Annotated in this window: 23 protein-coding genes; 1 reads left to right on the top strand and 22 read right to left on the bottom strand. The window is 32.5% G+C overall.

Features of this window, described 5'->3' with window-relative positions; translation table 11 throughout:
- The first annotated feature begins 2 nt into the window (after positions 1-2).
- Positions 3-662: an HD domain-containing protein gene (locus FF125_RS20065; RefSeq protein WP_138951781.1), complete on the top strand. Its 660-nt coding sequence runs from the start codon at positions 3-5 to the stop codon at positions 660-662.
- A gap of 70 nt (positions 663-732) precedes the next feature.
- Here the strand turns inward: FF125_RS20065 and FF125_RS20070 are convergent, their stop codons facing one another.
- The 22 genes from FF125_RS20070 to FF125_RS20175 all read right to left on the bottom strand — a co-directional run bounded on the left by FF125_RS20070 (position 733) and on the right by FF125_RS20175 (position 26529).
- Complete coding sequence (locus FF125_RS20070) at positions 733-1593, bottom strand: TraB/GumN family protein (RefSeq protein ID WP_138951783.1); 861 nt, start codon at positions 1591-1593, stop codon at positions 733-735.
- 108 nt (positions 1594-1701) lie between these two features.
- Entirely contained in the window at positions 1702-4341 is a 2640-nt protein-coding gene (locus FF125_RS20075; RefSeq protein ID WP_138951785.1) for a S9 family peptidase, read from the bottom strand.
- A 36-nt stretch (positions 4342-4377) separates the two neighbouring features.
- Positions 4378-4647 (bottom strand): hypothetical protein, encoded by a 270-nt coding sequence (locus FF125_RS20080; RefSeq protein ID WP_232829121.1) that lies wholly within the window; start codon positions 4645-4647, stop codon positions 4378-4380.
- 95 nt (positions 4648-4742) lie between these two features.
- Positions 4743-5141 carry a hypothetical protein gene (locus FF125_RS20085; RefSeq protein WP_138951787.1) on the bottom strand — a complete coding sequence of 133 codons (399 nt, stop codon included), beginning with the start codon at positions 5139-5141 and terminating at the stop codon, positions 4743-4745.
- Between the two features lie 43 nt (positions 5142-5184).
- Complete coding sequence (locus tag FF125_RS20090; protein ID WP_138951789.1) at positions 5185-6006, bottom strand: carboxypeptidase-like regulatory domain-containing protein; 822 nt, start codon at positions 6004-6006, stop codon at positions 5185-5187.
- Positions 6007-6240: 234 nt separating this feature from the next.
- The gene (locus tag FF125_RS20095) at positions 6241-7962 is read right to left on the bottom strand and encodes an AraC family transcriptional regulator (RefSeq protein ID WP_138951791.1); all 1722 of its coding nucleotides are present in this window, start codon (positions 7960-7962) and stop codon (positions 6241-6243) included.
- Positions 7963-7971: 9 nt separating this feature from the next.
- Positions 7972-9705: an AraC family transcriptional regulator gene (locus FF125_RS20100; protein ID WP_138951793.1), complete on the bottom strand. Its 1734-nt coding sequence runs from the start codon at positions 9703-9705 to the stop codon at positions 7972-7974.
- A gap of 21 nt (positions 9706-9726) precedes the next feature.
- On the bottom strand, positions 9727-10500 hold the full coding sequence (locus FF125_RS20105; protein WP_138951794.1) for an enoyl-CoA hydratase/isomerase family protein: 774 nt from the start codon (positions 10498-10500) through the stop codon (positions 9727-9729).
- 6 nt (positions 10501-10506) lie between these two features.
- Entirely contained in the window at positions 10507-11970 is a 1464-nt protein-coding gene (locus FF125_RS20110; RefSeq protein ID WP_250629641.1) for a sensor histidine kinase, read from the bottom strand.
- Between the two features lie 248 nt (positions 11971-12218).
- Positions 12219-12659 (bottom strand): T9SS type A sorting domain-containing protein, encoded by a 441-nt coding sequence (locus tag FF125_RS20115; RefSeq protein ID WP_138951795.1) that lies wholly within the window; start codon positions 12657-12659, stop codon positions 12219-12221.
- Positions 12660-12743: 84 nt separating this feature from the next.
- Complete coding sequence (gene trpA, locus FF125_RS20120) at positions 12744-13511, bottom strand: tryptophan synthase subunit alpha (protein WP_138951797.1); 768 nt, start codon at positions 13509-13511, stop codon at positions 12744-12746.
- Positions 13512-13554: 43 nt separating this feature from the next.
- On the bottom strand, positions 13555-14736 hold the full coding sequence (gene trpB, locus FF125_RS20125) for a tryptophan synthase subunit beta (protein ID WP_138951799.1): 1182 nt from the start codon (positions 14734-14736) through the stop codon (positions 13555-13557).
- A gap of 50 nt (positions 14737-14786) precedes the next feature.
- Complete coding sequence (locus FF125_RS20130; RefSeq protein WP_138951800.1) at positions 14787-15437, bottom strand: phosphoribosylanthranilate isomerase; 651 nt, start codon at positions 15435-15437, stop codon at positions 14787-14789.
- A gap of 6 nt (positions 15438-15443) precedes the next feature.
- Positions 15444-16229: an indole-3-glycerol phosphate synthase TrpC gene (gene trpC / locus FF125_RS20135; RefSeq protein WP_138951801.1), complete on the bottom strand. Its 786-nt coding sequence runs from the start codon at positions 16227-16229 to the stop codon at positions 15444-15446.
- A gap of 4 nt (positions 16230-16233) precedes the next feature.
- Positions 16234-17232, bottom strand: coding sequence for an anthranilate phosphoribosyltransferase (trpD, locus tag FF125_RS20140; protein WP_138951802.1), 999 nt, complete (start codon positions 17230-17232; stop codon positions 16234-16236).
- A 33-nt stretch (positions 17233-17265) separates the two neighbouring features.
- On the bottom strand, positions 17266-17832 hold the full coding sequence (locus FF125_RS20145) for an anthranilate synthase component II (RefSeq protein ID WP_138951803.1): 567 nt from the start codon (positions 17830-17832) through the stop codon (positions 17266-17268).
- A 104-nt stretch (positions 17833-17936) separates the two neighbouring features.
- The gene (locus tag FF125_RS20150) at positions 17937-19337 is read right to left on the bottom strand and encodes an anthranilate synthase component I family protein (protein WP_138951805.1); all 1401 of its coding nucleotides are present in this window, start codon (positions 19335-19337) and stop codon (positions 17937-17939) included.
- A 294-nt stretch (positions 19338-19631) separates the two neighbouring features.
- Positions 19632-20600, bottom strand: coding sequence for a hypothetical protein (locus FF125_RS20155; RefSeq protein ID WP_138951807.1), 969 nt, complete (start codon positions 20598-20600; stop codon positions 19632-19634).
- A gap of 6 nt (positions 20601-20606) precedes the next feature.
- Positions 20607-21527 (bottom strand): T9SS type A sorting domain-containing protein, encoded by a 921-nt coding sequence (locus FF125_RS20160; RefSeq protein ID WP_175418974.1) that lies wholly within the window; start codon positions 21525-21527, stop codon positions 20607-20609.
- Positions 21528-21565: 38 nt separating this feature from the next.
- On the bottom strand, positions 21566-21823 hold the full coding sequence (locus FF125_RS20165) for a SemiSWEET family sugar transporter (RefSeq protein ID WP_138951811.1): 258 nt from the start codon (positions 21821-21823) through the stop codon (positions 21566-21568).
- An 8-nt stretch (positions 21824-21831) separates the two neighbouring features.
- Positions 21832-22914, bottom strand: coding sequence for an alanine dehydrogenase (gene ald / locus FF125_RS20170; protein WP_138951812.1), 1083 nt, complete (start codon positions 22912-22914; stop codon positions 21832-21834).
- Positions 22915-23052: 138 nt separating this feature from the next.
- Positions 23053-26529 (bottom strand): leucine--tRNA ligase, encoded by a 3477-nt coding sequence (locus tag FF125_RS20175; RefSeq protein ID WP_138951814.1) that lies wholly within the window; start codon positions 26527-26529, stop codon positions 23053-23055.
- Positions 26530-26628: the final 99 nt, after the last annotated feature.

Here is a 26628-nt window from a genome sequence, read left to right on the forward strand (position 1 = left end):
ATATGGATCAAAATCAAATCATCTCTAAGACCATTGACTTTGTAAAAGACAAATTAATTGGGGCAGAAGGAGGCCATGATTGGTTTCATATTGAACGGGTATATAACAATGCCCAATTGATTTCTAAAACAGAGAATGCTGACCGTTTTATCGTTGCACTTGGTGCATTATTACATGATATCGCTGATGCTAAATTTCACGATGGTGATGAAACTGTTGGTCCAAAAGTAGCTCGTGAATTTTTATTTCAACAAAATATTGATAGTACAATAATTGAGCACGTTATTAAAATAATTGAGAATATTTCTTACAAATCATCACTTTCTAAAAGCCAAAATAAATTTACATCAATAGAACTTGACATTGTACAAGATGCAGATAGATTAGATGCTATAGGAGCTATTGGTATTGCACGTTGTTTTAATTATGGAGGATTTAAAAACAGGGAAATATACAACCCTGATATTGCCCCAAATTTAAACATGACTAAAGAGGAATACAAAAACTCAACGGCACCAACCATTAATCATTTTTATGAAAAACTGTTGTTACTAAAAGATAAAATGAATACCAAATCTGGAAAAAAAATAGCCAAGAAAAGACATGAGTATATGATAAAATATTTAGATCAGTTCGATGCGGAATGGAATGGTAAATTGTAATTGATTTCAAACAAAAAAAGCCCAATGAAAATGTTATTTTCATTGGGCTTTTTTTAATAAATTCGATGTTTTAATCTAACACAGGTGTTACGGTATATCCTTCGTCTTTTAACAATTGTATGACTCCTTTTTTACCACCTAAATGTCCAGCTCCTACAGCATAAATCACTTTTTTCTCCTTAGAAATTTCAGGTATTTTTTTCACCCAATTCTTATTTCTATTTAGTAATAAAGCATCAATCATTTTTTCATCGTTATCAAAAGATGTCAATGTAAAATTATATAAAGAATCTATATTTTCTGACTTGTATTTTGCTACCATTTTTCCGTAAAGTTCTTTTGTTTCCTCAGGATCATCTAACATTTCAACCAATTCATCTAATTGATCCTCATAAGGAATACTATCAAAAACCGACATTTGATCATTTACCGTTTCCAAACCCTTCAATTCTTTTTTAGCAGCTTTAGCCATTCCGATAAATGTCATTTCGTAACTCGCTACTTGTTTCCCCATAAATGAAGACATAATAGTAGATGACATATACAAAGGTTTAAATTTATTAAATTGTGCAAAGCCCATGCCTACGTTTTCTTTTAAATAAGCGTCTAATAATTTATACTCTGTTGAATCTACATGGTTAGACAAAAGATCTTGCTCACCAATCATCATTTCTTTCATCATTTCCTGCATCATTTCAGGACTATCCATATCCAACTCCAAATAAATTTCATCTGAACTTTCAAAGGCATCTTTCACCTTCTGAGGCATGGAAAAATCGTTTTGAGGCATCATATGTATGGTACCAAAAAAATAGGAAGTTTGGATATTGTCACCTTCTATTTTCCACAACAGACTACTTTTTTCTTGTGCTTGAACTGTTGTCATTAAAAAGCATAACAATGCAATTATTGTTACTATTTGTTTTTTCATTTTTGAGTTTTTTTGAGTGTTAAAAGTACTTCACTTTATGTTGAAATGTTACTTTAATTAAAAAGTGGGAAAACCAATATGATAATCCCACTTTTAAATGTGTGTTTTCTATTTTAATTTAGTGGTAATTTTTGCATTACCCATCGCAGGTACCACTTGTTCAATTTGACTTGCCGCTTTTTTATCTACGTCAATCAACATTGTTGTTGAGTCCTTATCATTTTCTACATTAGAAATAACAACTTTCCATTGATTATTTTCTTTTCCTGTCACTTCTAACTTCATCGTATTCAATTTTTGTGACATTACATCAAGACTATAAAAAGAGGTCTCATACCCATCCGCTAACGGCAAACGAGCCACTAACATATCATAACCAGCTCCATTGGTTAAATACGCTCCTTCTACTGGCATATCTTTGGTTTTACCCATCATTGTAAGCGAAATAGTATCTTTTGTATAGTTAATCTCAAAAGTTTGACCACCTTGTGTAATAACTCTTTTAACGGGAGTCATGTTTTCTAAATAAACTACATCCTCACTATTTCCAATTGCCGATGTAGATGCATCTTTAATAACCCATTGTGTTCCTTCCTTTTTAACCTCACGTGTTAATTGCATCGGTATGTTCTGTCCTTGAACTTCTATGGTAACATCATATTGATTTGTCGACGCTTTTAAGTCGTCACTTAAAGCAGGTAGTGTTGCAGCAACAGCTACTTTCTCTAATTTTTTATAAACTACTTTAGAAATATCTTGAGTAATTTCACCCAATCTTTTTTCAACGTCTTCACTCATATCTTTTTGATATCGACCACCTAAATGTTTGGCTAAGAATTTCTCAATTGAAACCCACATTGCCATATTATTATTTGGCTTTCTAAATCCGTGACCTTCATCATCTGCTAAGATATATTCCACATCTTTTCCAGAATCTCGCATTGAAACCACAATCTGATCACTTTCTGCCTGCTTTACTCTAGGATCATTTGCCCCTTGAATAATTAATAATGGTTTGGTAATTTTATCAGCACTAAATAATGGACTTGCTTCCGTAATTAGTTTTTTACCTTCTTCCGTTTCAGGATCACCTGTCATTTCATATAAACTTTTTCTAAAAGATTCCCAATATGCAGGTATAGATTCTAGTAATGTAAATAAGTTACTTGGCCCTACAATATCAACACCACAAGTGTAAACTTCTGGAGTAAATGCCAAACCAGCTAATGTTGCATAACCACCATAACTACCACCCATAATAGCTACTCTATCTTTATCTGCAATACCATTACCAATAAAATGCTTTACACCCCACGTAATATCATCTTGCATTTTTTTACCCCATTCTCTATCTCCTGCATTTAAAAATGCTTTTCCGTAACCACCACTAGCTCTAAAGTTCGGTTGTAGCACGGCATAGCCTCTATTCGCTAATATTTGAGCATAAGGATTATACCCCCAATAATCTCTCGGTCCTTTTGGACCTCCATGTACTAAAACGACAAGCGGTAAATTCTTTTTTGCTACGCCTACTGGTACAGTTAAATAACCAGGAATTTCTAATCCGTCACTACTTTTATAAGAAACAGGCTCCATTTTAGCTAAATGTTGTTCTACTTCTTTTAAACGTGGTCTTGGTGTATATTGATGAATCAATTTTTTTGTATCCCAATTAAAATAATAAGTATCAGAAGCTGAATTATCACTGCTTGTTGAAATCAACATTTGCTTATAATCTTTTGTAAAACTTGCAAAGCCAATTTCTTTACCTTTGAATTTCTTTTCTAAGTAGTTATACATTTTTTCCCACTTCTTATCTTTCCAAAGACGCTCTCTTTTATCGTATGTATAAGATGTATATATAATTTCACGTGTATTATCGTCTATAAACATACCTCCAAAATCAACTTTATTTTTAGGGTCACTCTCTATTTTCTCAATCTTTTGAGATTGTGGATCCATTGTATAAAGCGTAGAAAAGTTGACATCTCCTTTATTAGAAACCAAATACATTTTAGTATTGTCTTTGTTCCAACCTGCTGCATAAGCTTGTTCTTGCAAATTAGTTTCGTATATCTTCGTAAATTTATTATCGCCATCTATACGGTGAATTTCAGAATGACCAGCTTCATTAGTTCTATACGCTAATCGCGGATTTTCATCCCAATCAAAGTTCCAACTGGTTATTCTATTGTTATTTTCATACAACAAATCTAATTTACCTGTACTGATATCTAATTTATATAAATCATGCCAAGCTTTATCTCTATCATTAATACCCACCATCAATTCATTAGGGTTCTTTTTACTCGCTTGATAAATTTGAGCGGTTACATCCTTCATCGGTGTTAAGTTTTTAGAAACAGGCACACCTGTTGCTTCATCAGCTTTATCATTCGGGTTTACCGCATAAATATTATAGTTCTCATCGCCCTTATTGTCTTTTACAAATAGGATCTTTGTACCATCATAAGTCCATGAATAACCTCCTAGTGGCCTTTCATTATTTGTCAATGGACGTGCTTCATCGAAAGGTTGATCAAATTTTTTCACCCAAATGTTCATTATTCCGTTGTATTCTTTCAAAAAAGAAATCCATTGTCCATCAGGACTCAATTGCCCACTAGATATTTCAGGATTTCCAAAAAAGATATCACGATCAATTATAGGTACATCGTTTTGTTGTGCATTTGCATTTGGTATTATCAGGGTAAATAGTGTCAGCATTATTAAGATTTGTTTTTTCATTTTTAATAATTTAAAGTTAGTATATGTTTTATTTTATTATCGACTTACAGCATAGTAAATTACATAAATCCAACTAAATACGCCATGCAATATAGCCCATAAAATCGATTTATTCCTTTCCCAAGAAACAGTTACAGCAATTACACTACCCAGTCCTACTCCATTTTTAATAACCGTTTGTTGTATTTCTGGAGTAATTGTACTCTGACTGTAACTATCTAACGAGAACAACAATAGTACTGCTGTTAATTTTAGAATATTTTTTATTTTCAGTTTATTCATTCTATTTTTAATTAAAGGTTGCATAATTTTCTATTTAATTTTTAAAGAATTACGGCTTCTATTATTTTGATGATTGCATCTATTACTATTAGTATCATTTTTTATAAATTTTAAGTTAGTTATTGGATTACACCATTTCTTATGGTTATTATTTCAGTATTTTTTTTGTTATTCAATTCTATAGTTAAAAGGTCAAAATCTTTAAAACCTTTTACCTTTTTGTTTAATATTTCATTAATACGGATAGCTTCATCTTCAAAATATTGATAATCACAATCAATCATTTGATATTCTGCCTTTTCAGTTGACATACCCTCTTTACCAAATTGCAATCCTTTTGCGTAGATAATCTGATTTATCTCCGTGCAATCGCAATTTTCTTCGAGAACTTCGCTAATTAAGTCTGATCTATCTGTAGCATCTTGATAGCCATCTAAAAACCCTTTTATCATTACGGCTATAGCAACAAGTACTACTGCTATAATTACTGTTCTTGTTATATTTTTCTTTTTTGTCATGTGTTCTACTTTTAAGTGATTATAATGTTTAACTATTCGGTTTCTAATATTTCACAGTACAATTAAACCCAACACCTACCGCACCTACTTTCTCCCAATCACCTTGACTAACATCTCTAATAATCATTTTGTTCCCTAAAAATGCCGCTGAAAAAAACAGCTCATCCTCAGGTTTTGGTTCTTCAATCAATTCAAGTGTACAATAGATATCATCTTTCACAATAATGTTATACGCTTCAAGGTTCAGTGTAAATTCGCCCTCCTTTACATTAATTGGAAAAATTATATTCTGATTTACAATTTTCTCATAAGGCAGTCCATCTTTTATGCTATAGAAATTTATACGGTATTTTAGTGAATCATTACTATTCGCAGCAATATTTGTATGAAAGCTTTTAATATAGGTTGGACTATTGTTTATCCTAATTTTTGTTCCAATTTCTTGTCCAAGTGTAATTTCTGTAAATCCGAGCCTTATTCTTTTAGATTTCGATTTATTTCCAATTACTTTTTCTTTCAGTTTTTTAGCGGTTAATACAACTTCACTCAATGTTGTAACATCGGGGTAAAGTAAAATCTCTTTATTAGTCTTTAACATGTTTAAAAAATCACGGACCAGTATAGATTTAGATTTGTAGCCAATTGAGGATAGTCTAATGGAATCATTAAATACATTTGATTTCGTTTCAAATTCAAAATTACCTTCAAAATTAGTTACAGTTCCAATACTCTTATTAATGATTCCAATATTCACATAAGGGATAGGTTCGTCGGTTTCAATATCTTTTATGACTCCCTGTGCAAAATTTTGTGCGAAAAGAGACATTGTACTAATGAATAAAATGATGCTTATTTTAAATTTCATGCTATTATATTTTTTAGTTGTTTATTGTTGTTTGATTTCTGAAGCAAATAACCTTCTAAATAATAGGTTACACAAGCAAAGCCACCCCAGTTTTAGAAAAATGGGGATAAATATTAGAGTTTAAAAATCTGTTTATCAGTACTTTATCTCGACATGAGACTTAACAAACGAACGCGTCATTTGGCAACCCTAAATTTATAAATTTAGGGTAAAAGAAGTGTAAAAACCAGTTCTCTAGGAAAGTGAATTCAGTTGTTTGATGTAAAATGAAGGGTTTAAACCTGTACTTAATTTGAAGTATTTTGAAAACGAATCTGCACTTTTATAACCTATCTCTTCGGCAATTGATTGTACAGAAAAAGAACGGAATCGACTATCATTTTTCAATCTTAATATGGCATAGTTAATTCGTAAGTCATTAATGTAGGTATTAAAATTTTTCTCGAAATGTGAGTTTATTACTTTAGAAAGGTAAGTTGTATTGGTCTTAATTTTTTTGGCGACATTGTATGAATTACAATCTTGTCTTAAAAAGTATTCTTGTTCTTTTAAAGTTTGTAAGCCTGCCAATATAAGGTAAGTTGTTTCTTCATTTACCTCTGCTGAAACTTTTTCCTCAAGCACTTTATCTTTAGTGTCTATAATTTCTAAAGTAGACTTTTCTTCTTGGTTAAATTTAGATAATAATACATTGAACTTTTCCGTATTCTTCTTTTTTTCTTTAATAAGATATAATATGTAGGCTATTAAAATTAAAACTAGAACCAACCCGATACTCATAAATAAGTAAAACTTATTATTTTGAGATATTTTTTCTTTTTCTAAGTTTGATAACTTTTGTGTATGAAAAGAGGTAGAGATAGTATCTTTACTTTTTTCTAAGGCCGTTTGATTTAAAATATACTTTTCATAATACTCATTTGACTTTTCTAAATTACCCGTTTCTTTATAAATTTTGGCTAGTAATTTATAATCTTCAGTAAGGGAAGTTTCTTTAACTCTAGGTTTAGCCACTGCAATCCCTTCTTCCAATGTATGTATTGCTTTTTCTTTTTCATTTATTTTAAAATAAGTTTCTGCTAAATCATAATATACCACTGCAGGTGCTAAAACTGAATCATACTTGTATGCCATCTTTTCAGCCTCTTTTAAATTTAAAAGGGCTTTCTGAAATTCTTCTTTTTTCAAATAAATCTTGCCTCTCTGGGCAATAACACGCATCTTAAATCTACTTACCGAATCTAATTGGTCTAGCACATCATCATTTAAAATCCAAATGGCCGAGTCTTTTTCATTTAATTTAAGATAAATTTCACTCAGATTAAGAGCAATACTGGACCTATTATGCACTATGATATTTTTGTCTATATCGGTTACTTTAGTTAAAGCACTAAATGATTTCTTATTTTTTATTAATGCTTCTTTATAATCTCCAACGGTAAAATGTAAATCTGCAATAATTGCCGGCATCACTGCTTTATAAAATTCTAAATGATCCCTTTCTGCAATTATTAAACATTTATCATACGTTTTAAACGCCTTATCATATTGTCCCAGTAGTTTATAATTTTGACCTAATTGAGCCAAAATTTCTATTTCTGTAAATCCTTTAAACTTTATACTATCTCTGTTTATATTATATTTACTTATTAATTTAAGTTCTTTTTGGAAATATCCAATTGATTGTTCAAATTCTGCAATCACCTGACTATTACTACCTAGTCGATGCAACAATTTTATTATCCCCGTTGTATCATTGTTTTTTTCCGCAAGTTGTAATAGTTCTTTTTCAAAATCAACAGCTAAACGTTTATTAGAATTCGTATACTTTGAAACAGAATCTTGAAGCGTTTCATATTCTTTTTTATAATCTTTTAGATCTTGAGCATAGCTAATAGTAGTGCTAAAAGAACTAAGACAAATTAATAGGATTGATATTTTAAAAACTATTTTCACGAATTGGTTTTAATCTAAAGAATTCAGTTGTTTAATATAAAACGAAGGATTTAAACCCGTTCGTAATTTGAAGTATCTGGCAAATGAATCTGCACTTTTATAACCGATCTCTTCAGCTATTGATTGCACAGAAAAGGAACGGAATCGACTGTCATTTTTCAATCTTAATATGGCATAGTTAATTCGTAAGTCATTAATGTAGGTATTAAAATTTTTCTCGAAATGTGAGTTTATTACCTTAGAAAGGTAAGATGTATTCGTCTTAATTTTTTTAGCAACATTGTATGAATTACAATCTTGTCTTAAAAAATATTCTTGTTCTTTTAAGGTTTGTAAGCCTGCCAATATAAGGTAAGTTGTTTCCTCATTTACCTCTGCTGAAACTTTTCCCTCTAGAACTTTATCTTTGGTGTCTATGATTTCAATTGTTGGTTTTTCTTCCTGACTAAATTTCGCCAACAATACATTGAACTTTTCTGTATTTTTCTTTTTCTCCTTAATTAGATAAATAATAAAAGTTATCAGAAGCACAAGCAATCCCAACCCAATACTCATAAACAAGTAAAACGTACTCTTTTGAGTTGATTTTTCTTTTTCTAAGTTTGATACTTCTTGTGTATGAAAAGCAGATGTAATGGTATCCTTACTTTTTTCTAAGGCTGTTTGATTTAAAATATACTTTTCGTAATATTCATTCGATTTTTCTAAATTTCCAGATGCCTTATAAATTTTTGCCAATAATTTATAATCATCAGTCAGGTAAATTTCTTTTGAATTTTGTTTTTTTACATGAATACCATTTTCCAATATTTTTATGGCCTTATCATATTCTTTTAGATTAAAATAAGACTCCCCTAGCTCCAAACTAACTTCTTTCGGTGCACTAACAGAATCGTATTCATATGCTAATTCTTCAGTTGCTAATAAATAAAGTAGTGCTTTATCATATTGTTGCCTCGCTAAATATACCCTACCTTTTTGCCCTGTTATTCCAATTTTAGCATTTAAAGATAACGTATCTAATTTTTCTTTAAATCCTTCGTCAAGTATATAGAGGGCTGAATCTTTTTGATTTAGTTTTAAATAGATTTCACTTAACTCAATAATAATTTCACCTCTATTATAAATACGGGTAGCTTCAGAAATAGTCTTAGTAGTTTCCAGGGCTTTAAACGACTCTTTATGTTTTATCAATGCTTCTTTATAATTACCCATTGTAAAATGTAAATCGGCAATTAAAGTGGGCATTATATCATTATAAAATTCTAAATTTTCTTTACGAGCTATTTCAATACATTTATTATAAGTGGCAAATGCTTTTTCAAACTGACCCAACTCCTTATAATTTTGACCTAACTGTGCCAACACCTCTATTCTAGAAATTTTATTATGCTCAAGAACTTGATAAGTATAACGTTCTACATCTATTGCATTTAATAAAGCTATCTCTTGTTCAAAATATTTTATAGACTCTTTATATTCGCCTAAAAATTGATTTTGTCTACCAATAAAATGTAATGCATTAATAGCTTTTAATGTATCTCTACTCTCAATTGTCAACGCTAATACTTGTTTAGCATAAACTAATGACAACCTACCATTGCTATCAATATATTTTACTATCGAATCTGCTAGAACTTCAAATTCCTTTTTATAATCTTTAATGTCTTGTGCATTACTTTCACTTATACTAAAGAAAATTAATGCGAATAATAAAAGTGCTATTTTGTGGAAATAATTCAAAAAATTGTTGGTCAGTTTAATTTAAAAATTAGCCTTTCTTTTTTCTAAAAACGCAGTAGTACCTTCTGTAAAATCATCAGTACCAAAACATTTACCAAATTGTTTTATCTCCTTATCATAACCATTTACACCATCTTTGAATCCGGCATTAACAGCTTTTATTGCAGAAGCTATAGCTAAAGGAGAATTCTGAATTATTTTAGACGCTAGATTTTCCGCTAATGGTAAAAGTTCTTCTTGAGTCACAGTGTAGTTTACTAAACCCACTTTTAAAGCTTCATCGGCATTGATCATCCTCGCTGTCATAATCATTTCCATAGCTTTACCTTTACCTACCAATTGAGGCAAACGTTGTGTGCCACCATAACCAGGAATAACACCCAAACTCGTTTCAGGCAATCCCATTTTGGCATTATCTGAAGCTATTCTAAAATGACAAGCCATCGCTAACTCTAAACCTCCACCTAAAGCAAAACCATTAATTGCAGCGATTACAGGTATAGAAAGATTTTCAATAAAATCAAAAACTAACTTTTGACCTTGTTTAGCCAAAGCTGTCCCCTCTTTTACCTCAAAATCTGAAAATTCAGAAATATCTGCACCAGCAACAAAGGCTTTTTCTCCACTTCCCGTTAGTATAATAACCCGCGTCGTTTTATCTCCTTCAATTTCAACGAAAGCATTGTGTAATTCTGAGAGTGTCTCTCTATTTAAGGCATTGAGCTTACTTGGACGATTAATTGTAATCGTAGTAATGTTATCATCCTGCTCAATTAGAATATTGTTATAACTCATTAGTGTTTATTTTTTTGGAATGGTTATCGTAAAAACTGACCCTACTCCTAATTCAGATACAAAGGTAATATTTCCATCATAAGCCTCCACAATATTTTTTACCATGGCTAAACCTAATCCCATGCCACTCGATTTTGTAGTAAATTTAGGTTCAAATATTTTATCTTTAAATTCCTCTTCAATTCCTACACCATTATCTGCAATGGTAATAACAATCTGATTGTTATCTTGTGCCACACGTACCTCAATTTTTGGATTCTCCTTATCTTCTATAGATTGAATTGCATTTTTTGTGAGGTTTGTGATAACTCGAATCAATTGTGTTTTGTCTAATTTGGCAATTAACTCTTTCTCCTCATTAAAATAATGAATATAGTCTTCATTAAAAATATCCAACGCCAATTTAACCACTTCTACAACATTCAAGTTTTCACTATTCTGCTTAGGCATCTCAGCAAAATTAGAAAATGCAGAAGCAATAGAACTCATTGTATCTATTTGTTGAATTAGTGATTTACTAAATTCGTTTATTTTCGATTTTATATTTGGATCGTTTGCATCAAAACGCTGCTCAAAGCTTTGAACCGTTAAACGCATTGGGGTTAGCGGGTTTTTAATTTCATGGGCCACCTGTTTCGCCATTTCTCTCCAGGCTTGTTCACGCTGGCTTTTCGCTAATTTGGCCGCACTATTTTCTAATTCATCAACCATCTTATTATATGCATTAACTAGGTTGTAAATTTCTAAACTTGCAGAGTCTATTATAATTTTTTCATTACTTTTTCCCAAGACCGTCATTGCCATTTTATCACTTACCATTTCTATAGATTGAGAGATATACTTAGATACAAAATACGCTATGGCAATTGCAATTAATAACATGAAAAAATAAACGTAAGATAATCTTCCTAGAAATTCTTTAAGCTCCTTATTTTGAAAAGTATTATCCTTTCCATAATGAATATGTAAAATACCAATAGGCTTAAATTTACTATCGTAAATGTAGGTGTAGGCAGATTTATATTTTATGCCACTCGGTGTCTGATCTTCAACCACTACTCTATGATCTGAGCTTTCTGCTAATCCATTCAACACCCGCTGAGAAATATCATAATTAGTATCATCTTTTGCGAAACTCGATGAAGAACTGATTTGTAGCTTCCCTTTTAAATCAAAAATGAGAATATCAAGTTGATTTATATCAGAAATATCATAGATTCTATCTTTATATTTAAAGATATTATATAAATTTTCTTCTGTAACTGGAAAAGTAGTATGTTTTTTTAATTCAATACCAATAGTGGTTTTTATGGTATTTTCTTTACGTTCTAAACGATCTTCGTGATAATCTTTAGTTTGTTCACGGTATTGATAAACCGCTACCAAAGCAATTAAAACAGAGGCTATAACCACCAATAGGATCATAGCTAAAAAGATACGGGTACGTAAAGAGAATTTTTTTAGTTTCATTTAGTGTCAAGTTAATGTTGAAATGACTTATAAGGCCAATCGTAGATTTTGTGGCAAGTCTAGGCAAGAAATCATTGAATAGCCGTAGCTATTGAATTATTTTTTAACAACGAGATGCCTCAAAAGACACCTTGGATTATACGTTTATTTTAGCTTAACTTGACACTAAGCGTAAAGATAGCAAATATCATACCTAAAAAATATAAAATAATATAACTAAATATTCTACTGAGTTTTCGAAGAAATTCTTAAATCTTAATAAATTTGGAAATGCTTCCTTTATTTACTTTAAGATAATACACCCCAGGTTTAAGACTCTCAGTTTTAATTTTAATTTGATTGTTTTCAGCAGGCATTGAAGAATTTTCGTACACTACTTGACCTAAGTTATTAAAAACATGAACGGTATTAACAGCATCTTTGGATGCATTTAATGAACCTACAATAAGTACATCTTTAACTGGGTTTGGAAATATTCTTACGGCCTTTTTTTCAAGACTAGTAACCTTAGTTGCGTTATTTATTTGCAATTCCGTTTTTTCAACAACAGTTGTTGCTGGTGTCCCAACGGTATCATTTACCTTTATATAAGATTTCGAAATATTGCCGACAAATTCATTAGAATTGGTAGCTGCAAAAAGTAAACTAGGCATAAAAAGTAGCATACCTATCAAGAATTTTAAGCCCATCCTTTTTTATTAATTTAGAGTTATGTAATCAATTTTGGGTTTTGCAAATATATAAAAAAAATTAATCAACTGATATGCAAATCATTATGCCTTTAGTATCTTACTAACAAATTTATCAACATCATTTACTCCAAAACTTGTCACGTGTTTTATAAATGCCGAACCGATAATTGCTCCTTTAGCATACTCGGTAGCTTGGGTGAATGAGGTGTTATCAGAAATACCAAAACCAATAATTTGTGGATTGTTTAAATTCATTTTTTCTATGCGTTGGAAGTAGTTTGTTTGCTCTTCTCCAAAACCAGATTGACTACCGGTAACACTAGCACTACTTACCATATAAATAAACCCAGTAGATATAGAATCTATAAAACGAATGCGTTCATTAGAAGTTTGAGGTGTAATTAAAAATACGTTTACCAATCCATACTTTTCAAAAGTAGCTTTATAATGGTCATTATAGACATCTACAGGTAGATCTGGTATTATTAATCCATCAATGCCAATTTCTGAGCATTTTTTGCAAAATTCTTCTACGCCAAATTGTAAAATAGGATTGAAATACCCCATGATAATCAAAGGTATTTTTACCGTTTCTCTTATGTTTTTTAATTGCCCAAACAAAACTTCACTTGTCATACCGTTCTGCAAAGCTTTTGTAGAACTTGCTTGTATTGTAGGTCCATCCGCCAAAGGATCACTAAATGGCAATCCAATTTCTATCATATCAACTCCTGATTTTTCAAGATTTTGAATGATAGTAACCGTGTCATTTAAATTTGGATAACCAGCTGTAAAATATATTGAAAGTAAACGTTTACTTTCCTCGAGTTTTTGGTTTATTCTATTCATAACATTATTCTTTTGTCATTTTTACTAGGGTGTAAAGGACAAACTATAATTTAAAATAATTTATATACGTATCTAAATCTTTATCACCACGCCCAGATAAGCTTACTACTACAATGTCGTCTTCCTTGAACTTTTTCTTTTCAAAAATGGCTAATGCATGTGAACTTTCAATGGCTGGAATTATTCCTTCTAATTTACTTAGTTCTAATCCCGATTTCATGGCCTCATCATCAGTTGCTGACATAAATTCTGCACGACCCGTTTTACATAAATGTGCGTGCATTGGTCCAACCCCCGGATAATCTAATCCCGCAGAAATAGAATATGGCTCCGTAATTTGACCATCTTTCGTCTGCATTAATAATGTTTTACATCCATGTATAATTCCCTCTTTTCCCAATATAGAAGTTGCTGCACTTTCTCCTGAATCGACCCCTAATCCTGCCGCTTCTACAGCTATTATTTTTACACTTTCTTCATGTAAAAAGTGATAATACGTTCCTGCTGCATTGCTACCACCACCAATACATGCCACAACATAATCAGGATTTTCTCTACCTTCATGCTCTTTTAATTGCCATTTTATTTCTTCTGAAATTATGGACTGAAACCGTGTAACCATGTCAGGATATGGATGTGGACCAATAGCAGAACCTATAATATAGTGCGTGTTTACCGGGTTATTAATCCAATCGCGAATGGCTTCATTAGTAGCATCTTTTAAGGTTCTACTGCCTGATAATGCCGGAATTACAGTTGCCCCTAACATTTTCATTCTGGCAACGTTTGGTGCCTGACGAGCAATATCAATTTCACCCATATACACAATACATTCCATTCCCATTAATGCACATACGGTTGCGGTTGCCACACCATGTTGACCCGCTCCTGTTTCTGCAATAATTCTACTTTTCCCTAAACGTTTAGCCATTAAAATCTGACCAACCGTATTGTTTATTTTATGAGCACCGGTATGGTTTAAATCTTCACGTTTTAGATATATTTTAGTGTTATATTTTTCAGACAACCGTTTGGCAAAATAAAGCGGAGAAGGTCTACCAACATAGTCTTTTAACAATTGCTGAAATTCTTTTTGAAAATCAGGTTCTGCCATAACCTTCAAGTAATTCTGGCGTAATTCTTCTACATTCGGATAAAGCATTTCAGGAATGTACGTTCCTCCAAACACTCCATAATATCCTTTTTCGTTGACGTTATAATTCATTTTTTATAATTTAGTAAGTGAAAAGTCACCCGAACACAAGATCTCGTAAATTAAAAAAGACCTTTTTTAAATTCTTTTAACTTTTCTATATCTTTTAACGCTGGCTCTATTTCAAACCGACTATTAATATCTAAAACTTCACAGTATTGTGAGGCGTTACTTTTAAAGAAAATATCTAATTTATCTTTTGATTCTAATCCAATACCTCCACTTAAGAAATAGGGTTTTGTTGATGGATAATTTTCTAGAACATTCCAGTTAAAAGTGTAACCATTACCTCCTGGATTTTTACCTTTTGTATCAAACAAAAAATAATCACAAACTGTTTCGTAAGGCCTTAAAACCTCAAAATCAAATTCATCTTTTATTGAAAAAACTTTGATAATATCGGGATGTGATCCTGCAATATCCCGTCGTTTCGGGGCAAGAGAATACCTTAGTTTGATACAAAATTCAGGTGTTTCTTCACCATGTAATTGCACGGCTTGCAAACCATGTGTATTTACTTTATCAATAACCTCTTCTAAACTAGCATTTACAAAGACACCTACTTTCTTAATTGATTTTGGAATCTCTGGAATATTACCTACAAAATTTCGTGGTGATTTCTCATAAAATATGAACCCCATATAATCAGGTTGCAACTGAGCAACGCTAATTATATTATCATTATATTTCATTCCACAAACTTTGAGTTTCATCTTGCTCTATTTATTCAATAATTCTATAAACTCCTTGGCACTTTTACCTGCATCATCCGTTTTCATAAAGTTTTCACCAATTAAATATCCTTTATAGCCATAGGGTTGTAATTCTTTAATTGCTTCAACACTACTAATTCCACTTTCTGACACTTTTACAAAGTCATTGGGTATTTTGGCTGCTAAATTCTTACTATTATCTAAACTAACTTCAAAAGTTTTTAAATTTCTATTATTTACACCCAACATGTCTAAACTGGGCATGATAGACTTCTGCAGCTCTTCTTCATTATGAACTTCTAACAACACTTCTAATCCCAATTTTTTAGCAAACTCAGAAAAGTGTTTTATTTCCTTTTGCGACAAAACTGCCGCAATAAGCAATATAACATCTGCACCATACGATTTTGCCTCTAACAACTGATATTCATCAACAATGAATTCTTTACGCAACAATGGCAAATTACAATTTGCTCTAGCTGCTAATAAATCATCTAATGATCCTCCAAAATATTTACCATCCGTTAAAACTGACATTCCACATACACCTGCGTCTTCATAACCTTTAGCAACATCAAAAACATTTAAACTAGTGTTGATAATTGACTTAGAAGGTGACCTCCTTTTATGTTCCGCAATAATACCGCTATTGCTATTCTTTAATCTATTTGCTAAAGAAATTGTTTCACGTTCAAATAAAACCGATTTTTCCAATTGAGATATTGGTAATACGCTTTTACGAAGTTTAACCTCTATATATTTATCAGCTATTATTTTATCTAATATTGTCATTATTCTAAATATTACTACTAATTGCCTGCAATTTCTTTAATGCATTTAATCCTTTTCCACTTAAAAGTGATTCTTTGGCTAAATCAAAACCTGCCTTTGGTTGTAAATTTTTCACCGTGGCTATTGCCATTCCTGCATTTGCACAAACTACATTATTCTGTGCAATTGTACCTTTTCCGCTTATCACTTCCATAAAAATTTTAGCAGAGTCCTCTACTGTATTTCCACCAAAAATTTCTTCTTGGGTTATTTGTGGTACACCAAAATCTTCTGGACTTAACATCGTTTCTGTATGATTTGTAATTGCTTTTGTATCTCCCGTCAAAGATATTTCATCATAACCATCTAAAGCGTGTAAAATAGTAAAGTTTTTATCTGTGTTTTGATATAAATAACTATACATTCTTGCTAATTCCAAATTAAAAACGCCCACCAATTGATTTTTAGGAAAGGCAGGATTTACCATTGGACCTAACATATTAAAAAAGGTTTTTACACCTAATGCCTTACGAATTGGAGCTACATTTTTCATGGCAGGATGAAACAAAGGTGCGTGCAATACACAAATACCTGTTTCTTCTAAACTCTTTTGTAGAAAACCTTCGTCATTACTAAATTTTATGCCTAAAAATTCCATTACATTACTGGAACCTGATACGGAAGAAACACCATAATTACCATGCTTGGTAACATGAATTCCCGCTCCTGCAGCAACAAAAGATGATAGTGTTGAAATATTAAAAGTGTTTTTACCATCACCACCTGTTCCACATAAATCAATCGTGTTGTAATCGGAAAAATCAACTGCTAAACATAAATCCAACAATGCATCGCGGAAGCCTTCAAGCTCTTCAACAGTGATACTCCTCATCATATATACCGTTAAAAAAGAAGCAATCTGACTCGGATTATATTCACCTTTCGAAATATTTACCAATACATTTTTAGCCTCCTCTTTCGAAATGGTTTCATGATTGATTAATCTATTTAATATTTGTTTCATTTGATAGCTATTAATGATAAGACTTTAGACAGACTAGTTTTTTAACCAGTTTTCTAATATTTTTTTTCCATTTGGAGTTAACACAGATTCAGGGTGATATTGAACACCTTTTACATCATACTTTTTATGGCGTAATGACATTATTTGACCGTTTTCGTCAAATGAAGTAGCTTCTAAATCGTCAGGCAAAAGGGTATCAACTACCCAAGAATGATATCGACCAACTTCAAAATTCTTCTCCAAACCGTTAAACATAGGCTCATCATCTACTGCAAGCGACATACTTGTTGCCACACCATGATAAACTTCATCAAGGTTGATAATTTTACCTCCAAAGACTTCAGCAATCGCTTGTTGACCTAAACAAACGCCCAATATGCTTTTTGTAGGAGCATATTGTCGAATTATTTCTTTTAACAATCCTGCTTCATCAGGAATACCTGGTCCTGGAGACAATACTATTTTATCATAGGCTTCAACCTCATCTAAAGTTAATTGGTCATTACGTTTTACCGTGACTTCACAACCTAAATCTTCTAAATAATGTACCAAATTGTAGGTAAAACTATCGTAATTATCTATAACTAATATTTTTTTCATTCCTATCCATAACCCTTTCAAAAAGAAAGGGAATATTTATTAATTTATTCTAATTTTAGTGGATAAACACCCCTGTAGCCCCCTCAAGGGGACAATTTTTATATCTACACGCGTTCTGCCAATTCAATGGCATGTGTTAATGCTCCTAATTTATTATATACCTCTTGTAATTCATTTTCAGGATCTGATTTTGAAACCAATCCCGCTCCAGCTTGCCAATGTAATTCGTGATTTTTACTTAAAAAAGTACGAATCATAATAGCATGATTAAAATTACCTTCAAAATCCATAAAGCCAATGGCTCCACCATAAAAAGCTCTACTCGTTTTTTCATATTGCTCAATCAATTGCATCGCTCTATGTTTTGGTGCACCGCTAAGTGTACCAGCAGGAAATGTATCAGCAACCACTTGCATGGTTGAAGTATCCTTATGTTTTTGTCCAGTTACCTTACTCACTAAATGTATTACATGAGAGAAAAACTGCACCTCTCTATACGTTTCAACTTTTACCTGACTCCCATGTCTACTCAAATCATTTCTAGCCAAATCGACCAACATGACATGCTCCGCATTCTCTTTTTCGTCAACTGATAATTCTTTAGCTAAAACTGCATCTTGTTCATCATTACCAGAACGTTTAAAAGTCCCTGCAATAGGATGTATTTCTGCCAGTCCATCTTTTACAACCAACTGGGCCTCTGGTGAACTTCCAAATATTTTAAAATCACCATAATCAAAATAGAAAAGATAAGGAGATGGATTGATACTTCGTAAGGTTCGATAAACATTAAATTCATCACCCTTAAAAGCTTGTTTAAACTTTTTAGACAACACTAACTGAAACACGTCGCCTCTTGCACAATGCTTTTTAGCAATTTCTACATGTTCTTTGTATTCATCATCCGTTAGGTTAGAACTTATCTCTCCATCTTTAGTAAACTTATACGTAGTAAAATTCTGAGCTTTCACTAACTGATGTAAGTCTTCAATATTGCTTTTTTTATCATAATCATGAGCAAAAATATAGGCATGATTCTTAAAATGATTTATCGCAATAATATTTTGATATACAGCATAATACATATCTGGAATTTCAATAGAATTTTCCTTTTTTGAAATTTCAATATCTTCAAAATAACGAACGGCATCATAACTAGTATACCCGAAGATTCCATTGTGGATGAATTTGAAATTTTCATCTTTTTGAACATCAAAACGTTGTGAAAATTTATGGATTTCAGCAGGCACATCAGTGTCACTGGTAATATCCATCACTTCACTACTGCCATCGGGAAACGTTTGAAATATCTTTTCATTTACAACTTTAATCGTTGCAATTGGGTTAAAACAGATATATGAAAAGCTATTATCATTACCATGATAATCACTACTTTCTAATAAAATACTGTTCGGAAAACGGTCGCGAATTTTCAAATACACACTAACAGGTGTAATCGTATCTGCAATTATTTTCTTCGAAGTTGTGTCTAGTCTAAATTTCATGTGTTCATTTTTAATCGAATTTTAATAGTTATCCCGAAGCTTCGGGACTGTTTGCCATTAATAATTCCTTTAAGTAATAAAACTTTTAACATGCTCGTTTCATTTACTTGATATAATAAAAAAAGCTTGTCGTGAATGACAAGCCTTGTTATTTTTAATTTAAATATACAATAGGTTAGTTCACGAATTTGTTTTTCGAGAATTCCACCACCAAGTATGATTTAAAATTGTGTTCATAATTATATTGTTGATACAAATGTAATAAAATATTTAAACAATAAAAAAATTATTAGCTTAAAGCAATGACACTTCTTTCCATTCCGTTCCATTATGGAAGTATAGTTTACCATCTGTATTTACATATAAATCGCCCAATGCCCCAGATGGTGCCGTAGCTTGTGGCTCCAAACGCATTGCACCACTAATATGTAGTTTTTGTTGAGGTGATTCTGTACCAATACCCAAATTACCTTCTAAATAAGAGTCTGCATCAGAAGCAGAATAAATAGCAAAATTATCACCTGTTCCTTTATTAAAAGTATTTGAAATAAAAAGTCCATAAGAGTTAGTAACTGTACCTGTACCAAAATAATCTATATACTCTCCGTAGGCATTAGTAATTGTACCATTGTTATTTATATTAATACTTGAACCTATAGCATAATTCATACTACCAAAATTATTAATTTCGGGCCTGATAGCATCAGCGTTAGTGATACTTCCTGTAGCTCCATTTCCAATAATACTTCGTGTACCTATTGCGTAACCTATTGTACCTGTACCTATATTTTCTGAACTACTATGTGTACCATAGGTTGCTGTACTTGTTCCTGTTCCCTCATATAAGGCCTCAATTTTAACCGCAGTTCTTGTGTTAGTTGTTGTTTCTCTATTCTCAACATATAATCGATGACTACTTGAAGAATATGTTCTACCAATCGTAACTGGCCCATCCATATAACTAGCAATATTTGAAGTATCCCCATCCACAAATTTACCAGCTCCTCCTGAACCTTCTGCCCAGGCAGTTCCGTCATAATTCCAAATTGATTTAGTGTCTGTATCATATACCAATAGTCCCAATGCAGGTGATACTATTGCAGTTCTTTGAGTTGTTGTCATTCTTGGAATTAACAATCCTTTATCTGTTGCATCAATATCTAGGGCTGCAGAAACATCAGGTGTCGTTGTACCAATACCTACTTGTGTAAAAGCGTGGCTTGACAATAAAACTGCAAATACAATGAGTAATATTTTTTTCATAGCTAATTATTTTATTAATATTTTCTTAGTTCCTTTTTTACCCTCGTGTTCAAAATTTAATAAGTAAACACCACTTTTTAAATTGGGTTTCGCAATGGAACCTCTATTATTGGAAACTGAAATATTTTTCTGATAACTTATTTTTCTACCGAGTAGATCAAAAATAGTAACTTCAAGATTCTCTATATTTGCAGATACAAATTGAATACTTTCAGAATTACTATCTATAGGGTTAGAAACGATACGAATGTCATTTGTAATAAATAAATCCTCTATAACTAATACTACTTGATGATCTATCCCAAAAGTATATTGTGAAAAACCATTTAAAACTACTTCATTTGCACTATCGGTTGTAACCGTGCCATTAGATAAATCTCCCGTAACCACATTTGTTTGTGTAGCACTCGTCAAATTCCAAACACCACCAATTAATCCAACCACGGCAACCGAGCTCAATTTACCACCATTATCATTTACTAAGGTTGAGATATCACTTGCGGGTATCCAAGGCAAAGTAAAAACACCTTGACCATTCAACTCCCAATATTCTTTATTAGAAACTGCATCTACACCAGCACCATTAGCACCACTTGTAGGAATTGCATTAAAATATTGTGCTTCCGAATCAATAGAATGATTTATCAGTACTGGTGCATAAACGCCATTATCACCAACAGGTAATTTGGTTTCACCCAAGCCATATGCATAAACTTTTCCGTTTACATATTCTTGAGAATCGCCCCACATCGAACCGGCCTCAACTGAAAATTTCCCTGTAGAAACTAGTGTAACTACAGAATTACTTGTTGTAAAGTCCAACCCTTTTTTCAGATAAAATTCAGCTCCATCTGCCACATAAAGCTCTTGTGCAAAACAATTTAGCCCCAAAAAAACAAGTAAAAATAAAGTGTAAACTTTTTTCATAGACATTTATTTTTTTTCAAAAGTAAGAAAAATTATAACTACTTGAATCTCAATTTAAAATAAATTAACATCAAGGATAATACCGCTGTAATACTATTTGTAACCATCATTGCAATACTATTTACATAAATACCATAAATTAACCATAGAATGATACCCACAAAAAACACGGCATACATAGTTAACGAAAGACTATCAGCAGATTTACTTTTATAGGTTTTATAAACTTGCGGTACAAAAGATGCAGTTGTTAAACCACCTGCCAATAATCCTAAAATTTCAATCGATGCTATCATATCTAACTTTAATGTGAATTTTCTAATATTTCTTTATAAACGACCTCACCATTAGCAATATTAAGTCCTTTTTGCAACCCTTCATTATCTTCACAAGCTTTTTCCCAACCTTTGTTCGCTATATTAATTACATATTGCAAAGTTACATTGGTAAGAGCAATAGTTGAAGTATATGGAACCGCTCCTGGCATATTAGCAACACAATAATGAACAATATCGTCGATAATATACGTAGGATCTTCATGAGTTGTAGGTTTTGTTGTCTCCATACAACCACCTTGATCTACCGCTACATCAACTAATACAGTACCAGGGTGCATTTCTTTCAACATATCTCTGGTAATTAATTTTGGAGCTTTGGCACCCTTAATTAAAATTCCACCTATGATAAGATCATGGGTTTTTATATGTCTTCTAATATTATATTCATTCGAATACTCAGTTACAACATGGCTCGGCATTACATCATTTACATATCTTAAACGGTCCATATTTACATCCATAATGGTAACATGAGCTCCTAAACCTGCGGCCATTTTTGCTGCCTGAACACCAACAATTCCCGCTCCTAAAATCAATACTTTACCTGGTTGAACTCCAGGCACACCACCTAACAGAATCCCTTTACCTTTAATAGGTTTTTCTAAATATTTTGCTCCTTGTTGTACTGCCATTCTACCTGCAACTTCTGACATTGGTGTTAACAAAGGTAATGTACCGTTTTTATCTTCAACGGTTTCATAAGCAATACAAACACTTTTACTTTTAATCATAGCATCTGTAAGCGGTTGACTTGATGCAAAATGAAAATAGGTAAATACAATTTGACCTTCTTTAATTAAACCATACTCTTCTGCTATAGGTTCTTTAACCTTAACAATCATTTCTGCCTTGGCGTATACCTCTTCAATGGTATCTAAAATAGAAGCACCTACATCGGTATAATCTACATCAGAGAAACCACTATTAAATCCAGCACCTTTTTGAACAAAAACAGTATGCTCATTTTTAACCAATTCAAAAACTCCTGCAGGAGTTAATGCTACTCGGTTTTCATTATTCTTAATTTCTTTTGGTAATCCAACTATCATAACTTTTTTTTTACAAAAGTCGTCATAATAATGAAAATAAAAAATTTAACCCCTAAAAACTTAGGGGTTAAACTATTGTTTTATTTCATTTTAAATAAAAACATTAAAAATAAAGGGGTAAATTTGATGAGAACTGTTTTATCCTACAATATTTACAATTTTACCTGGCACTATAATTACCTTTTTAGGTATTCTTCCTGCCAATTGTGCTTGCGTTTTTTCATGTGCCATTACCGCTGCTTCAATTTCATCTTTAGTTAAATCTAAAGACAAGTCCATTGTAAAACGCATTTTACCATTAAATGATATAGGATAGGTTTTACTACTTTCTACCAAATAGCTACCCTCAAATTTTGGAAAAGGAGCTGTTGAAATAGACTCTTTATGACCTAATTTACTCCATAACTCTTCTGCAATATGAGGAGCGTATGGTGAAATTAAAACGATTAACGATTCTAATATTTCTTTACTCGTACATTTTTCAGCCGTCAATTCATTTACGGCAATCATAAACGTAGAAACGGAAGTGTTAAAAGAAAAGTTCTCAATGTCTTCTTCTACTTTTTTGATGGTTTTGTGTAACGTTTTATAGGCTTCTGCTGATGGTTTTACATCTGAAACAAAAAATGCTCCATCTTTACCTGTATGATATAATTTCCATAACTTCTTTAAGAAACCATGCACACCTGTAATACCTGCAGTATTCCAAGGCTTCGCTTGCTCTAAGGGACCTAAAAACATTTCGTACAGACGTAAACTGTCCGCTCCATATTGTTTACAAATAGCATCAGGATTTACAACATTGTACTTGGATTTAGACATTTTTTCGACTTCGCGACCAACAATATACTTATCATTATTCTCATCTATAATTTGCCCATTATCTCCAATGAAGATTGCATCATTATATTCCTTCCTTGAATCTCTAAAAGCTTTTAAATTTAATTCATTAGAGCCATTAACGAGAGAAACATCCACATGAATTGGAAATGTATCGAAATCAGATGCTTCTTTAAATTTATCAGGAAATGAGTTTAAAATTCCATGATGAATATCACTTCCCTTTTTATTTTTGAATAATCCTTCATAGTCAAAATCATTTAAAATAGAATGAATTTCTTTTGAAACAAATATTGGGTTAACAGCACTCATTAATTTAGGATTGTTATCTTTTGGAAAAACTTTATAAATTAAAGCACTCGTCCCCAAAATCATTCCTTGGTTAATCAGTTTCTTAGCAAATTCATCTTGAGGCACTAAGCCTTTATCAAACATAAATTTTTGCCAAAAACGACTGTATAATAAATGGCCTGTAGCATGTTCGCTACCTCCAATATATAAATCGACATCTTGCCAATAATTCATAGCTTCTTGCGAGAAGATTTCACCCTCATTATTAGGGTCCATATAACGGTTAAAGTACTGTGAACTTCCTGCCCAACCTGGCATCGTGTTTAACTCAAGAGGATATATTCCATTATCCTCATGAGATTCCTCGTCGTTCGTTCCTCGCTCTGTCGGAATGACAAGTTGGTCATTAGACACCACTTTATTATTTCTAGCATCCCAAGCCCAAACCTCAGCATTTCCTAAAGGTGGTTTACCATCTTCTGTAGGCAAGTACTTCTCTACTTCGGGTAATTTTATGGGTAAATACTCAGCAGCTATCATTTGAGGTTGCCCATTTACATAGTACACAGGAAAAGGCTCTCCCCAATAACGTTGACGGCTAAAAACCGCATCACGCATTCTATAATTTATTTTCTTATAGCCAAATCCTAGCTTTTCTATTTCATAAATGATGGTTTTCATGGCCTTTTTATAAGGCAATCCATTTAGGAAATCAGAGTTAGCAATTACTGTTTTGTCTTTATCGGCATATGCTTCTTCAGAAATATCCACACCTTCAAAAATATTAGGAATATCGATATTAAAATGCTTGGCAAAATCGTAATCACGTTGATCACCGCACGGCACAGACATAACCGCACCTGTACCATAACCAGCCAACACATAATCACCTATCCAAATCGGAATGGGCTCTTTGGTAAAAGGATGCTCAGCATAGGCACCTGTAAAAGCACCTGAAATGGTTTTTACATCCGCCATTCTATCCAATTCACTACGTGTTGCTGTCGCTTTTATATACGCCTCCACTTCTGCTTTTTGAGCATCAGTAGTTATTTTAGTCACCAATTCATGTTCTGGTGCCAAGGTCATAAAACTAACTCCGAAAATAGTATCTGGCCGTGTTGTAAAAACGTCAATTTCCCATTCTCTATTTGGGACCTCCCCCGACCCCTCCGAAGGAGGGGAGTTAAGTTCCTGATTTATTTTTAACAATACGTTATCAATATCATTTAGAACTTCTTCATTAGTAAAACGTAACAATTTAAAACCTTTCTTTTGTTCTAGTAATAATTGTCGTTCAGCGTCCGCGTTTAATTGATATTTATGAATTCCACCATCAACTTCGATGATTAATTTCTTTTCAATACAAACAAAATCAACTATATAGTTGAAAATTGGATGTTGTCTTCTAAACTTAACCTTAAGACCCTTCTTTTTTAGAATTTTCCAAAGTTTTTCTTCCGCTAAAGTTGGATTTTTACGCATCTCTTTAGCTCTTTCTAGAAGTATGCCGTAAATTTCAGAATCACTCGTTCTGTAACGAGGCTCTGTTCCCCCTCCTTCGGAGGGGGTTAGGGGGAGGTCGCCCGTGGATAGGACTTTAAAACTCACCATTGCACCTTCAGATCTACCAATCCAATTGGTTTGTGAATCCTTAAGCGGTTGTGGCCAGTCAATTTTATTTAAACCATCTAACAAACGTTGAGCATACGCAGAAATACGCATACTCCATTGTTTCATTTTTTTACGTTCTACAGGGTGTCCACCACGTTCTGAAACGCCATTTACAATCTCGTCATTTGCTAATACCGTACCCAATGCAGGACACCAATTTACTTCGGTTTCAGACAAAAATGTTAAACGGTATTGTAAAAGTATTTTTTGTTGATCCTCGCTCGAAAAAGCCTTCCATTGTTCCGCAGTAAACGAATCTATATCATCATCTGACTCTGCATTAACTGCTGCGTTTCCTTCCTTCTCAAAAACAGAAATCAGTGTAGAAATGTCTTCTGCTTTATCCGAATCTTTATTATACCAAGAATTAAATAGTTGAATGAAAATCCACTGCGTCCATTTATAATAATTAGGATCAGAAGTACGCACTTCACGAGACCAATCGAAAGAAAAACCTATTTCATCTAATTGACGTCTGTATGTTTTAATATTTTCAGCAGTAGTTATTGCCGGGTGCTGCCCTGTTTGTATCGCATATTGCTCAGCGGGTAGTCCAAAACTATCATACCCTTGCGGATGCATTACATTAAACCCCTTATGCCTTTTATATCTTGCATAAATATCAGAAGCAATGTACCCCAATGGATGCCCAACATGCAAACCCGCTCCACTAGGATACGGAAACATATCTAACACATAGAATTTAGGCTTCTCAGCACCTTCCTCACCCGGGTTAGCGGCCTTAAAAGTGTTATTGTCTGCCCAGTACTTTTGCCATTTGGCCTCAATTTCATTAAAATGGTAACTCATTCATTTATTTTTTTCGAGTGGCAAAGTTACGGTTAAAGTCGCAAAGGGAAAAAAAAAATGAACAGCTCCTTATTTTTTGTATCTTTAAAACCTAAAACT

The sequence above is a fragment of the Aureibaculum algae genome, from assembly GCF_006065315.1.
Taxonomy (GTDB): domain Bacteria; phylum Bacteroidota; class Bacteroidia; order Flavobacteriales; family Flavobacteriaceae; genus Aureibaculum; species Aureibaculum algae.

Excerpts from the sequence above, each read along its gene's own strand:
- FF125_RS20065 (WP_138951781.1), top strand. The coding sequence starts at position 3 with ATGGATCAAAATCAAATCATCTCTAAGACCATTGACTTTGTAAAAGAC.
- FF125_RS20070 (WP_138951783.1), bottom strand. The coding sequence starts at position 1,593 with ATGAAAAAACAAATAGTAACAATAATTGCATTGTTATGCTTTTTAATG.
- FF125_RS20075 (WP_138951785.1), bottom strand. The coding sequence starts at position 4,341 with ATGAAAAAACAAATCTTAATAATGCTGACACTATTTACCCTGATAATA.
- FF125_RS20080 (WP_232829121.1), bottom strand. The coding sequence starts at position 4,647 with ATGCAACCTTTAATTAAAAATAGAATGAATAAACTGAAAATAAAAAAT.
- FF125_RS20085 (WP_138951787.1), bottom strand. The coding sequence starts at position 5,141 with ATGACAAAAAAGAAAAATATAACAAGAACAGTAATTATAGCAGTAGTA.
- FF125_RS20090 (WP_138951789.1), bottom strand. The coding sequence starts at position 6,006 with ATGAAATTTAAAATAAGCATCATTTTATTCATTAGTACAATGTCTCTT.
- FF125_RS20105 (WP_138951794.1), bottom strand. The coding sequence starts at position 10,500 with ATGAGTTATAACAATATTCTAATTGAGCAGGATGATAACATTACTACG.
- FF125_RS20110 (WP_250629641.1), bottom strand. The coding sequence starts at position 11,970 with ATGAAACTAAAAAAATTCTCTTTACGTACCCGTATCTTTTTAGCTATG.
- FF125_RS20115 (WP_138951795.1), bottom strand. The coding sequence starts at position 12,659 with ATGGGCTTAAAATTCTTGATAGGTATGCTACTTTTTATGCCTAGTTTA.
- trpA (WP_138951797.1), bottom strand. The coding sequence starts at position 13,511 with ATGAATAGAATAAACCAAAAACTCGAGGAAAGTAAACGTTTACTTTCA.
- trpB (WP_138951799.1), bottom strand. The coding sequence starts at position 14,736 with ATGAATTATAACGTCAACGAAAAAGGATATTATGGAGTGTTTGGAGGA.
- FF125_RS20130 (WP_138951800.1), bottom strand. The coding sequence starts at position 15,437 with ATGAAACTCAAAGTTTGTGGAATGAAATATAATGATAATATAATTAGC.
- trpC (WP_138951801.1), bottom strand. The coding sequence starts at position 16,229 with ATGACAATATTAGATAAAATAATAGCTGATAAATATATAGAGGTTAAA.
- trpD (WP_138951802.1), bottom strand. The coding sequence starts at position 17,232 with ATGAAACAAATATTAAATAGATTAATCAATCATGAAACCATTTCGAAA.
- FF125_RS20145 (WP_138951803.1), bottom strand. The coding sequence starts at position 17,832 with ATGAAAAAAATATTAGTTATAGATAATTACGATAGTTTTACCTACAAT.
- FF125_RS20150 (WP_138951805.1), bottom strand. The coding sequence starts at position 19,337 with ATGAAATTTAGACTAGACACAACTTCGAAGAAAATAATTGCAGATACG.
- FF125_RS20155 (WP_138951807.1), bottom strand. The coding sequence starts at position 20,600 with ATGAAAAAAATATTACTCATTGTATTTGCAGTTTTATTGTCAAGCCAC.
- FF125_RS20160 (WP_175418974.1), bottom strand. The coding sequence starts at position 21,527 with ATGAAAAAAGTTTACACTTTATTTTTACTTGTTTTTTTGGGGCTAAAT.
- FF125_RS20165 (WP_138951811.1), bottom strand. The coding sequence starts at position 21,823 with ATGATAGCATCGATTGAAATTTTAGGATTATTGGCAGGTGGTTTAACA.
- ald (WP_138951812.1), bottom strand. The coding sequence starts at position 22,914 with ATGATAGTTGGATTACCAAAAGAAATTAAGAATAATGAAAACCGAGTA.
- FF125_RS20175 (WP_138951814.1), bottom strand. The coding sequence starts at position 26,529 with ATGAGTTACCATTTTAATGAAATTGAGGCCAAATGGCAAAAGTACTGG.